This window comes from Escherichia sp. WS3227_2 (assembly GCF_046486495.1).
Taxonomy (GTDB): domain Bacteria; phylum Pseudomonadota; class Gammaproteobacteria; order Enterobacterales; family Enterobacteriaceae; genus Escherichia; species Escherichia coli.
On record NZ_JBJQLG010000001.1, the window covers coordinates 235,660 to 250,171 of the forward strand.

Annotated in this window: 17 protein-coding genes and 2 pseudogenes; 2 read left to right on the plus strand and 17 right to left on the minus strand. The window is 36.3% G+C overall.

Annotation, left to right across the window (positions count from 1 at the left end; genetic code table 11):
• Positions 1–36: 36 nt before the first annotated feature.
• From ACJHXB_RS01165 to ACJHXB_RS01190, 6 genes are read right to left on the minus strand one after another with little or no spacing between them, the layout of a single operon-like run.
• Positions 37–744 (minus strand): hypothetical protein, encoded by a 708-nt coding sequence (locus tag ACJHXB_RS01165; protein WP_001604762.1) that lies wholly within the window; start codon positions 742–744, stop codon positions 37–39.
• Positions 686–1,267, minus strand: a complete 582-nt coding sequence (locus ACJHXB_RS01170) for a type III secretion apparatus protein OrgA/MxiK (protein ID WP_001604763.1) — start codon at positions 1,265–1,267, stop codon at positions 686–688. The genes ACJHXB_RS01165 and ACJHXB_RS01170 overlap by 59 nt, the downstream gene beginning before the upstream one ends.
• Before the next feature lie 15 nt (positions 1,268–1,282).
• Positions 1,283–2,017, minus strand: coding sequence for an EscJ/YscJ/HrcJ family type III secretion inner membrane ring protein (locus ACJHXB_RS01175; RefSeq protein ID WP_000875224.1), 735 nt, complete (start codon positions 2,015–2,017; stop codon positions 1,283–1,285).
• Entirely contained in the window at positions 2,014–2,346 is a 333-nt protein-coding gene (gene sctI / locus ACJHXB_RS01180) for a type III secretion system inner rod subunit SctI (RefSeq protein WP_001604766.1), read from the minus strand. Before sctI ends, ACJHXB_RS01175 begins: the two co-directional genes overlap by 4 nt.
• A gap of 19 nt (positions 2,347–2,365) precedes the next feature.
• Entirely contained in the window at positions 2,366–2,605 is a 240-nt protein-coding gene (locus ACJHXB_RS01185; RefSeq protein WP_000796272.1) for a type III secretion system needle complex protein, read from the minus strand.
• 13 nt (positions 2,606–2,618) lie between these two features.
• Positions 2,619–3,800, minus strand: coding sequence for a PrgH/EprH family type III secretion apparatus protein (locus ACJHXB_RS01190; protein ID WP_001604768.1), 1,182 nt, complete (start codon positions 3,798–3,800; stop codon positions 2,619–2,621).
• A 258-nt stretch (positions 3,801–4,058) separates the two neighbouring features.
• Between ACJHXB_RS01190 and ACJHXB_RS01195 the strand changes: the two genes are divergently transcribed.
• Together ACJHXB_RS01195 and ACJHXB_RS01200 are read left to right on the plus strand one after the other, a co-directional pair.
• Complete coding sequence (locus ACJHXB_RS01195) at positions 4,059–4,559, plus strand: helix-turn-helix transcriptional regulator (protein WP_001195865.1); 501 nt, start codon at positions 4,059–4,061, stop codon at positions 4,557–4,559.
• Position 4,560: 1 nt separating this feature from the next.
• A complete protein-coding gene (locus ACJHXB_RS01200) occupies positions 4,561–4,854 on the plus strand; it encodes an invasion protein (protein WP_000060687.1) in 294 nt (97 codons plus the stop codon).
• 69 nt (positions 4,855–4,923) lie between these two features.
• Here ACJHXB_RS01200 and ACJHXB_RS01205 read toward each other — a convergent pair whose 3' ends face one another.
• The 11 genes and pseudogenes from ACJHXB_RS01205 to ACJHXB_RS01255 all read right to left on the minus strand — a co-directional run bounded on the left by ACJHXB_RS01205 (position 4,924) and on the right by ACJHXB_RS01255 (position 14,509).
• Positions 4,924–6,036: an EscU/YscU/HrcU family type III secretion system export apparatus switch protein gene (locus ACJHXB_RS01205; RefSeq protein ID WP_001284719.1), complete on the minus strand. Its 1,113-nt coding sequence runs from the start codon at positions 6,034–6,036 to the stop codon at positions 4,924–4,926.
• A gap of 8 nt (positions 6,037–6,044) precedes the next feature.
• Complete coding sequence (gene sctT, locus ACJHXB_RS01210) at positions 6,045–6,812, minus strand: type III secretion system export apparatus subunit SctT (RefSeq protein WP_000503300.1); 768 nt, start codon at positions 6,810–6,812, stop codon at positions 6,045–6,047.
• Position 6,813: 1 nt separating this feature from the next.
• Positions 6,814–7,074 carry an EscS/YscS/HrcS family type III secretion system export apparatus protein gene (locus ACJHXB_RS01215; RefSeq protein WP_000341004.1) on the minus strand — a complete coding sequence of 87 codons (261 nt, stop codon included), beginning with the start codon at positions 7,072–7,074 and terminating at the stop codon, positions 6,814–6,816.
• 9 nt (positions 7,075–7,083) lie between these two features.
• Positions 7,084–7,749 (minus strand): EscR/YscR/HrcR family type III secretion system export apparatus protein, encoded by a 666-nt coding sequence (locus tag ACJHXB_RS01220; RefSeq protein WP_000071537.1) that lies wholly within the window; start codon positions 7,747–7,749, stop codon positions 7,084–7,086.
• Positions 7,739–8,726 (minus strand): annotated as a pseudogene (locus ACJHXB_RS01225) (YscQ/HrcQ family type III secretion apparatus protein). Before ACJHXB_RS01225 ends, ACJHXB_RS01220 begins: the two are co-directional and overlap by 11 nt.
• Positions 8,686–9,255: a type III secretion system needle length determinant, SpaN/EivJ family gene (locus tag ACJHXB_RS01230; protein ID WP_122991189.1), complete on the minus strand. Its 570-nt coding sequence runs from the start codon at positions 9,253–9,255 to the stop codon at positions 8,686–8,688. The pseudogene ACJHXB_RS01225 and the gene ACJHXB_RS01230 overlap by 41 nt, the downstream one beginning before the upstream one ends.
• A gap of 75 nt (positions 9,256–9,330) precedes the next feature.
• Positions 9,331–9,561, minus strand: a pseudogene (locus ACJHXB_RS01235) (type III secretion protein); the annotation flags it as partial.
• The gene (locus ACJHXB_RS01240) at positions 9,539–9,997 is read right to left on the minus strand and encodes a hypothetical protein (RefSeq protein WP_001559743.1); all 459 of its coding nucleotides are present in this window, start codon (positions 9,995–9,997) and stop codon (positions 9,539–9,541) included. The pseudogene ACJHXB_RS01235 and the gene ACJHXB_RS01240, both read right to left, overlap by 23 nt.
• On the minus strand, positions 9,987–11,279 hold the full coding sequence (gene sctN, locus ACJHXB_RS01245) for a type III secretion system ATPase SctN (protein ID WP_000734312.1): 1,293 nt from the start codon (positions 11,277–11,279) through the stop codon (positions 9,987–9,989). Before sctN ends, ACJHXB_RS01240 begins: the two co-directional genes overlap by 11 nt.
• A gap of 31 nt (positions 11,280–11,310) precedes the next feature.
• A complete protein-coding gene (locus tag ACJHXB_RS01250) occupies positions 11,311–13,371 on the minus strand; it encodes an EscV/YscV/HrcV family type III secretion system export apparatus protein (RefSeq protein ID WP_001604776.1) in 2,061 nt (686 codons plus the stop codon).
• On the minus strand, positions 13,364–14,509 hold the full coding sequence (locus tag ACJHXB_RS01255; RefSeq protein ID WP_000974422.1) for a YopN/LcrE/InvE/MxiC type III secretion system gatekeeper: 1,146 nt from the start codon (positions 14,507–14,509) through the stop codon (positions 13,364–13,366). Before ACJHXB_RS01255 ends, ACJHXB_RS01250 begins: the two co-directional genes overlap by 8 nt.
• Between the last annotated feature and the right edge of the window lie 3 nt (positions 14,510–14,512).

Here is a 14,512-nt window from a genome sequence, read left to right on the forward strand (position 1 = left end):
AGATTATATTCAAGTCATTAAAACGGAGACAGTGATCTATAAGTCCTCTGGGTTCGTCAAATCAGAATTATTCATAGCCAAATAATCTATTTCACACATTCTTTCAACTAAATAATGTCTGGCATGTTCACAGATTTCATTAACCTTATCAGGGGAAAAACAGTGATTGCTGATTAAATATTGCTCACAATTATCCACAAATTCCTGCGGACTAAATTCAGCAATAAATTGATCTGTAAAAAAAATAAAACGTTTGTCATCATGATATGAAATATGGACATTCCATATTGACTTGTCGACAAAATATGATTCTACTTCAATAGACTTATCTTTGAAACTGGTAGGTATATAGAGATTTAAAGGGCCTGATATTGACGGTAATTTTGTTACCCAACTTTCAAAAATTTTGATAAAAACTTCAACTTCCTCTGAAGATTTTAACAATATGCTCTTCAGATCGTTTATCATGTTTATTCTGTTTTTTTCTAATTCTGAGCTCAGCAAACTTATCAAGGGTATAAAATTATCCATCACATCAATAATGCCTTTCGCATAGCCATCATAATAACCTTGAATAACTTTTTCTTCTCTCTTTTCCTCAATACTCTGAATTTTTGCGGTGGTTTCAAGAAGGATCTGTTCTTTTAGAGAAACTATTTCTTTCAATCCATCAGAAATTATTCTTTTAACCACAACACCATTTGTAGGAGAGTTTATCAAGCTCATCTCTATTTTTTTTCGCATAAAATGTAATTCTCTCCAAAAGAGTAGACGCAAGTGGTAACGGCAATTGTATGTGGTCAACAAAATCAGGAAATAATAAATTAAATCGTTGCTGCATTGCCAACGGTTGTTGCCTTACATAGGGCAACAACGTTGAAAAACCACATGTGATGATATTCTGATAGTTAACGATACCAGGTTTATATCGTGCCTTTTCATTTATTTCCACCGGTATAGCTGATAAATAATTCCTTAGCACATCAGGAACCTTGTAAAAAAAACCGCGTTCTGCAAACCTTTCTCGATAAAAGTGACAACCACTGAGTAAACAGATCAATGGAAATAATTTCCAATTGTTTATGTAGTAAACAAGTGAACTATTCAGACTGAAATGCTCAACTGAAAGATTGTACTGTAGGAGTATCATTTCATTGGTAATAGATCTAAGTACCGGATTGCTAATACGTGCATTATTCAAACTTACTCGTTGAGGATGAATATAACTAATTGGATCATATATAATCTTTCTTAGGGCAAGATTCATAACGTTCTCATATGTCTACTTACTTTTTAACCTGATTAAATTAGTTAGAATAGCCCTGTACTTCCATAACAGCCAGCAAGTCGCAATGGACATTAATGCAAGTAAGATAGAAACCGGCATAGTCTTATCATAAGCAAAAATAGGTTCGTTAATTTCATATGTTGGTGCTTGTTCAATAATATCTCTTCGTTTTGACAATACGACTGAAATATTCTCATATTGTACGCTTGCAAAGCTATTAACAATAAATCTCTTAATGTCATTTATTTTTATTTCTGGATTGATATCTTTTTCATATACAGCAAGTACAGAAATATGAATTGGTAAAGCAGTTTTGCCACTATCACCTGTATCAACATCGTAACTAACATGTACTCTTGAAGAAACAATGCCATCCATAATTTTGAGAGATTGCTCTAAACGCTGTTCAATAGCAGAATACAATCTTGCTTTTTCCGCTCGTGGAGAGGAAACGAGTGCATCTGCAGGGAACATCTGCGATATTTGAATATCAGGCTTACCCGGGAGATTGTAGATTTTTAGCCAATCCACCGCAGAAGCAAAATCCGTTGGTTCTACATAGATTGAAAATCCAATTTTGCCTTGATCCTTCTTCTCAGCATTAATATTATGTCTTTGTAAAACAGCAAGGACATCATTAGCTTGCTGTTGATCAAGATGGTTCAGTAATTCCTGCTGCTTGCAACCGCACAACAGCAGGATAAACAAGAATAATGATATATATTTCATGAGCGAGTCAACGTCTCAACTGCAGCGACAATTTTTCTTGCTAATGTTCCCACCAATGAAACCTCGACATTATAATTAAGCACATGATCCTGCAAGAGTAATAATTTTTCAGGAGTTAACCCCTTTTTATCAGACCTTAATGCTTGTAACGCATTTTGCTGCCAATTTTCAGTTTGTACCGCATAGTTAGCAAAAGCGGAGATCATTTTATCATCCGGGTTATCAAGATTGAGAACCCGGTCATTTAAATCAATAACTTTCGCTTGCTGTATTTCATGAGCAGCTGATTGCTCAGCTCTATCAATAGGTGGCATATTGCTTACTGACATAATAAAATCCTTATCCAGTTTAGCGGAAGTTTTGTATGATTGCCGAATCAAGATCTTTATACGCTTTTACAACGTTAGATTGCGCATTTCGATATAATGTATACTCAGCTAATGCACTCTGATATTCGGCAAGGAATTTCGGGTCGGAAGGATTGGTTGCTAAATCCTCCAACGCTTTTTCAACTTGCTGGTTCAGATCATCAACGCCCTGATCAAATTGTTTGCTGATATCCATAATATAACCATTCCAATCTGCCATAAGTCCTCCTCAATTATTCCTGAAATGTCCACTTGCTACCTTGAGACTTCTCGAATCGATTATCTCCGTAGCTAAATGAACTATTATTTGTGTCCTGATTTTTCAAATTCACATTAAATCTTACATATTGTTTACCCCATTGTTTATAATATTCGTCGACATAATTATTAATTTTATTTAATTCACTGTCGCTTAACGTACCAATGATATTGAAATATACATTGTTAGCTGTTTTATATTTTTCATAAGAAAGACCTATTGCCGACAATGTTTCAATTGCCTGACTTTCTAATACATTATCATCTAATACCGCAATACTTATATTGCTGGCATATGGCATAGTTTGCAGTAATCCTTTAATAAGATTATCGATTAGTTGCTGTGTGATAGCATTCCGTTGCTTACTCACTGTCAGTCTTGGATTACTGGCATCTAATAGCTGTAGTTTAAAATATTGTAGATCTGGGAAATTATCAGCAAGCCATGAAAAAATTCGTATCGATTCATCATCAGGATTTATCACCCGTACTGGCTTTCCTGGTTGATTTTTTTCCAATGCTTGTTTGACCCAGACAGCTTCATCCAAACTATTGGTATTGATATAGATGACATGATCCCTACCATATAAAATTTCATAATTTCTATTTTTGTTTACAAGAATTTTATCGATATGTCTCAGCTGCGGATCATTACTGGCATTAACAATATAAAAAGCTATAAAAATGATAGCAAAAAGAAAAAATAGCGTTACATATTTAAACTGCGTACTTCTAAAGAAATGTTGCCTTGTTGAAGTAATGTTATTTTCAACAATACCTGGTATTGAATACTGCCAAACTTCATTTTTTACTTTTACAGCAAATTTGAGGCCTAAAACTTCTATTTGCTGATTCAATGTTAACGTTCTATCTTCAGGTTCTTGTGCTGTTAATTCTCTGATTGTTACAACCAGATCAGGGTCGGTAGTGATTATTACCTCAAAACTGCCTGTAAGCTCTCCATAAGGAATGACTATCGTATTCTCTGGTAACTCAGAAAAAGAATCACTTCTTCCTAACGAAACATCATTACCAACGATAACGAGTACACGCCCATTAAATATTTCATACTCGCATCCATTCAATGGTCCGCTCAATAAACGAATGGCATAAGATTCCAATAAGTCTTGTGATAAGAATTTATCATTATTTTCCATGAATACCACCCGCTAATTCCATAAGCTCTAGTTTAGAGTAGTGTAACAAGACGGAAATTTCATGACCAAATTATGATGACACACAATAAAAAGATTATAATTTTCGAGAACCATTTTAAATGCCTACATACATAACTTTATTTGCAATTTAAGGTATACACCCTATTCCCTTATTGATATGCAAATATAACAATTACCATTATTTTAAATTTTACACGTAATATTTACCCTAAATGATTTTAGAGTGCAGGTTGGCATATGCAAGTCTTTTCCAGTGATGTCTACTTCACTGTAGGCACTAATGCATTATTAGCATCCCAAAAGGAATATTACAGCGATTTGGTTGCGTTGGTTGATCTTGGACATTCGTTCGTTGTTATTGATGAGCACCAACATCGAAATCTCAAACCAAATACAGAACCTGTAAACACCCTTTTGAGCAACAATTTCATCAGGATCAATAAGAATATTACATTATCTGATTTAACGCATTTCCTGGTTTCGAATCTTCATACACAAAATGTGTATTCCACTCAAGAACCACTTACCCATGATGAGATAGATATCCTGCGGTTATGTGTTTCTTATTCGTTAAAACAAATAGCCATTATCAAAGGAATTGATTATAAAACAGTATCATATCACAAAATAAGAGCCCTAAATAAACTTAACATAAAAGGTACTGTTGAGTTGTTTATAGCACTCTGTGAATGGGATAAACATTATTTTAAACTCCAATCTTGCATAAGAGAAAGTTGATATGTCATTAGTAAGATATAATAGTAAAATCATAATAACTGTAGCGCTGATATCGTTGCTCTCTGCATGCACCAGAGAAAATTCATTAAAGGATACTCAGAATAAAAGAAGTGGCGAATCTCAAGCGATAGTAGATGCAAGACAGTTCTTTAGCGAACACCCGGAATATATATCATCAGCAGAACTAGAGCAGAAGCTATATCGCGAATTTGCGCAGGTTACTACTGTTCCAGCTTATAAAGAGATGAGTATGTATCAATTGCTTGTCATTTCGCAAGATCGTTTAACACATTAAATAAGAATCTACACGCTTTTTGCGTGTAGATTCTTATAAATTTCCGACTATGATAGATGTTTAATTTTTTTAATTATTGTCTTTATTCTCGCTTTTTGTGTCTTCACCTTCTTTGAATTTATCTTCTGAGGGGAGCAGTTCATCTGGAACAGGTTGTCCAGCATTCTCCACATCTTCAAGCCACAGCAGAAGACGCAAGATCTCATCTATATTTTCGAAGCTAACATAATCGTAGCGACGATGGGTAGCATAAATTTTTCGTGCTAATTTTTTATCTGTAATAATTGGTATTCCGATTTCCTTTGCATATTTCCTTACGGCTAATGCCACCTCATTAGTTTCTCTCACAGAAATCAATGGTATAGGTGAAAGATGTGGCTTAAAGTATATCCCTATGGCAATGTGCGTAGGGTTGGCAATCATCAGACGGCTATTACTGACATCAGATTTCAATTGCTCTGACAGAATTTCTTGATGGCGTTCTCTGCGTTTAGACTTAATTTCTGGATTTCCTTCTTGTTCCTTGTATTCTCTTTTAACTTCTTGTTTATCCATTTTCATATCTTTCATAAATAAAAAATACTCAGCGATAAAATCAAATATTAGAACAATTATCATACTGCCGAGACAATATAGTATGAGAAGGAACAGCATCTCTCCCCAATCTGATAATAAAGAAATGATATCTCCATCAAGAGTTTTAAAAAGCAGTGATTTATGGTTACTCCAAAATAATTTGATCGCCAATGCAAAAAAAATAATATAAAGTATTGCTTTAACAAATTCTTTTACGGTTTTTAAGCCAAATATACGTTTTAAGCCATTTACTGGATTTAATGAATCAAACTTAAACTTAATAGCTTCAGTTGCTAATTGCATTTTACTTTGAAACCATGAAACAAGTATTGTTGTAAACATACAAACCAGCAAAAAAGGAATGATCGTTTTCAACCAACCTATCCCCATAGCTTTAAAATAGTCCCAAATATCCGGTTTAGCGTTATGATCAAGGATGTATTCAAGAATCGACATAATGTGATGCACATCAAATACATATCCGAGATATAAAGTACCCACAAGCATTATTACAGAGACTGTTAAGTCTCTACTTTTTAGAATTTGACCTTTTTTAGAAGCATCCTGGAGTTTCTTTTGTGTTGGCTTTTCAGTTTTATTTGCCATGAAACACTCTATTTATCAATGTATAATTGCAATTGTTCTGGAAAAAAGGATAACGGCATAACTCGTTCAGCCAGTATTGGGCCAAAATAAATAATTAATATTAAAAATGCCAGCGCACTTTTGACAGTCAGTGAGATGGCAAAAGCATTTAGTTGTGAAGCATAACGTGCCAGCAATCCCAGGACAGCTTCACCGCCCAGCATAACCGCAATCACGGGGCTTGCGTAAACGATAGTATGAGTCATTATATTATTAATATATGAGAATAAAGGCTCTAATTTAGGAAAATTAAAATTTCCTGAAGGCCATAAGTTATAACTTTGCCATAGAGTCTCCAGAATAAAGTTCAATCCACCGTTAGTAAGATAAACTGCTGCAGAGAAAAGGTTAAATAATCTTGCTAATTCCGATGTATCGACACCTGTAGCCGGATCCAAAGTACTACTTAACGTTGCACCGCGTTGGTTATCGATAAAGCTACCTATAGCAAGAAAAATCCAAAACGGGGAAGCTAATAAGCAAGCAATAAACAGCCCTATGATAATTTCTCTGGCAGCTAACAAAGCGATATCTATTTCATTTAAGGTCGATAATTCATAGTGGTAATGCTGAACTAATGCACATGATACCACTATTATTATTGGGTGACGAACTACTGTTGGTATATTCCCACTGGCGAAAAATGGTAACAAATAGAAAGTTGGTGCCAATCGGCAAAAACCGAGCGCTGTAGCAGCCAGCAGACTATGCAACTGATAGAGTATCGCCTCCCCCATGCTATCCTCTCGCGAATGCTAAATTCAGCATTTCAATACCAAAAGAGTATAATTTTTCACCGTACCATCCGCTCATTAAAAAAAAGCAAATACTTACGCATAATAATTTGACGCCAAATGGCAACGTCTGTTCTTGCAACTGTGTTACCGTTTGAAAAAGCCCTACCAATAAACCAACGAATGTCGCAACTGCAATAGGTCCTGCAGACATAACTAAAATCAGATACAGCGCCCTATTCCCCGCAAAAACAATGTCGTCCATATTTTTTCCTCAGGGATTAATGGATAGGTCAAAATATTGTAAAATGAGTCCTTTCGATAACATTGTCCAACCGTCCATCGCGACAAACAGAATTAATTTTATCGGTGTAGATATGGTTACCGGACTCATCATCATCATACCTAACGTTAACAGAACGCTGGATATAACCAGATCAACTACAACAAAGGGTAAATATATATAGAAACCTATAATAAATGCACTTTTTATCTCACTCAACGCATATGCCGGGAGTAACGAGAAAATTGAAATATTCTCATCATCGATTATCTCTTCATTATCTTCAGAACTATTCACCTTCTGAATCTTTTCAAAAAAGCTAACCAACTCCGGTTCAGAATATTTTATCAAATATGATTTATAACCACTCATGCCTGTCTCAACAAAATTAACAACCGACGCTACATTATTGAATGAAAGATTCTCATTCTGACTGTTATTATATATTTCCTTCCCAACCGGCATCATTACGAACATTGACAATAGCAAAGCTACCCCATTAAGTGTCATATTTGATGGCACTTGCTGAAGTCCCAGTGCGTTTCGGACAATAACAAAAACAATCGAGAATTTAATAAAACATGTCCCGGATGCTATTATAAACGGTAATAGTGTAAATAATGATAATATCGCTATCAGCGAAATGCTATTTGACATTATTATTCCCTGATAACCAAGAATGAATTTCTACGCCCAATTTATCATCCACTTCAACAAGTTCACCATAGCCAGTTAGCGCGCCATTTACACGTATCTCTATATTTTTCTCCGCTTCAGGAAGCAAAGATATAATTTTTTTTGCACAGAGATCGTCTATTTCATATAGATTCATTATTTTCTTTCCAAGAACAAACTCAATTTTTACAGGCAAGTCTTCAAAACTATTAATCTGCTGATAGTCATTTTCATCATTAATCTCGATTTCGCTTTTTTTGATATCAAAGTCATCTGTTTCAAAATCTTCCTCGTACTCAAAATGATCAACCATTTTTAACTCCTCTGGATAAATTAAATCACAAATCTTTGTATTATAAATAACCGCATAAGCAAAATTATTTGAAATTAATAAAACATCACCAACTTCAATATCAACAATGGTTCTATAACATGTTTTACTAAATCCAATTACAAAATGAATGGGCCAATATAATGATTTTTTGTCTAGCGTTGGAGCGTTTTCGTATTGGCAGACTGTGACTTTATCTAACCAAATATTTAATTCCCCTGTCCATATTCTTATCAGTGGTTGAGCTGGACTCAATACTCCATCAAATACTTTACCGACACACAAACGATTATATTTTAGTTCAGGATACTTTAGATTTAATGGGGTACTAGATAAACTGAGCCATTCCACTATTAACCTTTCCGTTTCTGGCATTAAAGCCATCCCAGCGAGCTCGGCAGAAATTAATGGAAATAACTCTCGAAGTAACACCCATCCAGACCAGCTGCCGCTCTCTTCTGCTATCGGTAGCCATTTGGCGCTAAATTCGGGCATTAATAACGCAACATCTTCACCCTTTTCTTTCCAATTTTGAAAAGTGGTTTCAAAGGAATGAGTGTTTCCATTTACTTTTCTCAGACCGAACATTAACTTTCGTCCTTCTGATCGTTTTCGAATTTACCTTCATTTTCTTGCTCATCATGAGGCTGATGTCGTTGCCCTTGTCGTTCATCTTGCTCAGTCAATACCCAGCGTTGTGCTGTAACATCATTGTGTTGGGCTTCATGGAGTCTGTCGGAGACAATCGTGTCTGATGGTTTTAGTCGTATCCCTTCACTACTTTCCAGAATCCGAACTGTATGATTCTGTCCCCAACGCTGAAACTGATATGTCAATTCATTTTCGGGTACATTGGCACTATTAACAGAATTATTTATATCATTCTGATTGAGCGTATGAACATTCCTTTGCTTTTCGATATGTTGAGTAAACATGGTTTTGTTATCAGCAAACCTTCTTTCGTTAGTAATATCTAATAAATGGGCCTGCTCTCCATTTTTTTTGTCTCCATCGCGATATTTTTTTTCACGCTCTTTATTATTACTGTGGTTTTGAACCGTGATGTTTTCTGTATGGATACCATTATGGATTTCCCCCTTAAATTGTATCGTTTTATCAGATAGTTCAGAATTAACACCCTGATCTCGTGAAGTCATATTGAGGACTTTCTTTGTAGAAAGTTGCTCTATTCCATTTGTTTGCAAAGAAAAAGATGGATTCCTGTCAACCTGGAGAGACGATTTATTATCAATAGACTTCATTTGCCCATTCTTTTTCCCCAACGTAGAAAATTGGCTATCCTGAGCCTGACGTAATAACTGGAGAATGGATCCAGCAACAATCTCACTCATTTCTTTATTTTTTTTGTTTTTCTTTAAGAAACTGTCTAAATCCGCAGCAGAATTCTCGGATGTGTCTGTGTTTAAAATTTTATAATGTTCAATTTTCTTGACTTCGTCCATTATATTTCTCCTCCTGTTCAAGCTCGTCTTGATAAAGCATCTGATTTAAAAGTTGTTTTTTGATGCGCTTCTTTAGTCGATCGTACTTTTCTCCTTTTAGCCACCAGTGTTTTCTTTGTGCTTGCTGTTGAACTATTTCCTTGTTAAGTATTTTTCGCCGCTCTGCTATTTTTTGCTTTTCAAGATTTATCTCAGCGATCTGCTGCTGAATGACTGCAACTTTACGTAACGAGTAAAATATATCCTGTCGAAATACAACTTCGCCGAGTAACTCTTTCATATCTAACAGTGACTGTAGGTTTTTAAGTTGCATATCATACAGGCGTTCCTTTTCGGCTAACTTTTCTTTTTCTGCATTTAACTTTTGTAATGATGCTTCACATGCAGCCAGGCTCTGCGCTGTTCTTCTGATAAGTCGATTAACTTTACTTAACAATTCGTTCAAGCTCTTTTAGCGTTTCACTCATTGGCATTTTTTCATTAACTGACTGTTTCAACCAATTTGTGAGTTTAGGCCGTGCATTCATAGCAAAATCATTTTCAGCATTTTGCCCAGCGCGATATTCCCCTAAATCAATAAACACCTGTAGATCTTCCAAAGTTGTGAGGATCTTCCTTACCCGCGCAGCATTATCTCTGTGTTTTTCATCAGTGACCTGACCAAATACTCGACTCACACTTTTTAGTACATCTATTGCCGGATAATGACCTTGCCCAGCGAGTTTGCGACTTAGATAGATATGGCCATCAAGGATTGAGCGAATTTCATCACCCAGTGGGTCTGATTCATCCTCCCCCTCCAGTAATACGGTATAAAACGCAGTAATACTTCCTTTTAGTGTTGGTCCCGGCCTCTCCAGTAAGCGAGGTAAACTGTCAAAAACAGAAGCAGGATAACCACGTCTGGCAGGTGGTTCACCCGCTGCCAGTTTCATATCACGTAGTGCTCGTGCATACCGCGTCATTGAGTCGATAAAAAGTACAACTCTCTTTCCTCGATCTCTAAAATACTCTGCCACGGTTGTCGCCATCAGGGCGGCATTACACCGATCTACTGACGAAAAATCAGAGGTGGCATAAACCAAAACACATTTTGCTGCATTTACTGATTTTTTCAGCGATTCCGCGCATTCCGTAACTTCCCTTCCACGTTCGCCAATCAAGCCAATAACAAACACATCAGCTTCAGTGTTGTTTACAAGCATATGCATTAAAACCGTTTTGCCACAGCCAGCTGATGCGAAAATCCCAACACGTTGACCAATGCCACATGTCAGTACGCCATCAATGACTCTTATCCGTGTCTCTAGTGGTGTATTAATAACTCGACGCTCCTGATACGACGGTGGCAGTTCATCAATCAGGCGTAAATTTCCCCTATCGCCTGGAGTGTCCGGGACAAACCTTTCCATAATTTGACCAGAAGCATTCAAAACTGAACCAAGAAAGGCATCACTGATCTGTATGGTTAACTGCTCTCCCGTTGGTTTCAAAACTGCAGTACGTGTAAGCCCCACAGAGCTGCCTATAAGGTTTAATAATGTCTTTCCATTGCGAAAGCCAACGACCTGAGCCCTGGCTATACGTTCATTTGCTTGCCAGCTCGCATAAATTTCGCATACTTCGCCCACTGAAACGTCGTCAAGCTCTGCTTCAATCAGCGAGCCGTTTATGCTATGTAAGTAGCTGTATTTATTTAATAGTTTTAATTTTTTCATACCAGCATGCTCCATATCGCAAGACATTATCCTAAATAGTTTTCAGAATATTAACGGGAACATTTTCCGTTAGTTCCCCGTACGAAAGTACTTCGAGGTCTCGATAACTAGATTCAATAAGTTTTTTGATAAAACGACGAATATCCACAGATCCCAGTAAAATAATGTCTTTAATAGGAATATTGATTCCAGAAAGAGCCAGTTTAAAATTATCCAGAATCATCTCAGCTTCGGATGCATCGAGATTAAGAAAAGTACCGCCAGCGGTAGGCCTGACACCATCTCTGATTCTGTCCTCTATTTCAGGCGAAATCACAATTGCTTTAATTTCTCCAGAATATGAAAACTTATGGCAAATGTAGCGACCTAATGCACCTCGTACATGCTCGACGAGTGTAATTATATCTTTCTCTCGTGGGCTCCATAATGCTAAAGCCTCCATAACTAAACGCATATTGCGCACTGAAATTCGCTCCTGGATCAGACGCTGAATTACCTCTGAAATGCGCTGCACGGTTATATATCTTAATATTTCTTTTAATAGATCAGGATACTTCATCTCTAATTGATCAAGAATATATTTGGTTTCTTGTATACCAAAATACTCATTAATATTATGAGCCAGACATACAGATAAATGATTGTACATTTCATCCATGGCCGTGCGAGTATAACAGCCAATTTTTGTTAATTTTTGGGCATCACTTTTTGTAACCCAATAATATTGTTCACCATTACTATTTACGATGACAGGTTTCTTGATCAAAGTCGAAACCACTTCATCTGAATATTCAACCAACAAGACAAGATCATGATAAATTTTAAATTGCGAGGCTCTGACTTCGTTTAGCATTAATATGACATCTTCATCATTAAGGCCTTCCCCCTCGCGAATGACAATACCGGGAATACGGATACCATACTCAATAAAAAACTGACTACGAATCCTATCAGCAAGATTGATTTCAGTGTATTTTTTAGCCTGTACACTATTCATAATCAAAACCAAGGGTACCGTTTCGGTAATAACCTGATCAAGTTTATTAATAATACCTAATGAAATATCATCATCCTGATTATAGGGTTCCAACCCAACGGTGACATCTCCCTCAACAACCGTTTCTTCAACCCCTTTCTTTTTGAATTTAAAGTAAAAATAAATTCCTAAGATTACTGCCAAACATAAAAACACAAGAAGGGGAAAACCTGGAAGCAACCCAATACTTAGCGCGAGGACACATGTCACAATAATGACAAAAGAATTACTTAATAACTGGGACATTATATTTTGCCCCATATTATCACTATCGCCATTCACGCGCGTTACGATAAACCCTGCGCTAATAGCAATTAATAAAGCTGGAATTTGAGAAACAAGACCATCACCGACGGTAAGAATTGTGTAGACGGTCAACGCTGTCGAGAAATCCATTCCATTTTGGCCTACTCCTACTGATAGCCCACCGATAATATTAACAAAGATAATAATGATGTTTGCAATAGCATCACCTTTGATAAATTTCATCGCACCATCAAAGGAACCATACAGCTGACTCTCTCGTTCTAATACGCTACGACGTTCTTTTGCTAAATCTGCATCAATGATCCCGGCGCGTAGATCGGCGTCAATACTCATTTGTTTACCTGGCATACCGTCAAGCGAAAAGCGGGCAGCAACTTCAGCCACACGTTCCGAACCTTTAGTAATCACGATAAACTGAACAATAGTAACAATGGAGAAAATAACAAAACCAACTACCAGGCTATCTCCAATAACGAATTCACCAAAACTCGTTATAATTTCTCCGGCGTCCGCCTCAAGAAGTATAAGTCGACTGGTACTGATCGCCAGCGCCAAACGAAATAACGTTGTGATGAGGAGAATTGATGGGAATGAAGAAAAACTTAAGATCCTATCAACATAGAATGATCCTAAAAACACAAGTATTGCCAATGTTAAGTTCAGCCCAATCAAAAAATCGATTAAGTAGGTGGGCAATGGAATTATGAGCATGGCGATAATCATCACCATTAATCCAAGAATTATTAATTCTGGATGACTCCTTAACCCTATCAAAACTTTGTTAAACATTGAACATTACCTTCTTCCATGGTTTTTTATTTTGTTTTTTATTACTATTTTGTGTATCAAAGAGCTCTGCTGCAAATGTTACTTTTATTGCCTGTTTACAACACTCCCTAATCTCTAATAATTGTTCATTATTAATAAAAAGTGAAAATGGAAGATTTGTACATCCGCTGTAAATCGCCTTCAGGAGTAACGTTTTGTCTTTATAATTAGCATCTGCGGGTAGGGTTACCAGTGCATTTTTCAGGAGTTCCTCTGCAGTCTCAGGAAATTTTATTAACGATATCAGAAAAAATATCCAGTAATCTTCTGCGCTAATAAATTTTTTAATTATTGGGTTATTCATTAAAGTTTTCAGAAATAAAGCCTCTGCCGACTGAAGAGACAATAGTTGTGACAACTTATTGAGAAACATACCAAATTCCAATGATGAACAACTCGCATCAAGTGCATTTATATCTGAGAAAAGTGTCTCTTTGATAAATTTTGTCACTAGCATTCTATTTTGATAGCCATAACTACCAATCCATTCTACATAAGTATCTACAGCATCGTCTTCTGCCATTAAAAATTGTCGATAACTTGCCCTTAGTAATTTTGGATTTAATGACAACGCCTGGCCAAATAACTTTGCTTTTAATGCCGAGTTAATGCCACTATTAATGAATTTTTTAGTAGTCTCTTGATTAACTTTTCTAAGTAATGCTTCAGCGTTTAGCCGCACATTTTCAGATATTTGTTTTTTACGTAAAATTGCACGTAATACAACCACCAGATCGCTTTCATCTGGAAATAATTTTTTAGCAAAGCTATACACTTCATAGTCATGGGTAGTTGCAGCCTTAAGCGCCTCCATGACTTTATCGGTTTTTTCTATTGGCTGATCTTCCAGGACATATTCTTCTCCGTCCAGAAAGTTGGCCAGTTGTTCTTCGTAGATTTTTTTCTTCATAAACTGCGTTAACGCTGCTGACATCTCGTCAGTAGCTTGTAAGAATCGAGCTTCTTTACCGGCGGGATCATCCCCCATTTTAGGCATTTCAGCTTCAATATCTTCATTATCTTCTGTGATAATGTCCTCTAAGCGAGAAACTTCTCTGGCTCTTTCTAATACACCGACATGCTCTACATGAATCGCCATTTC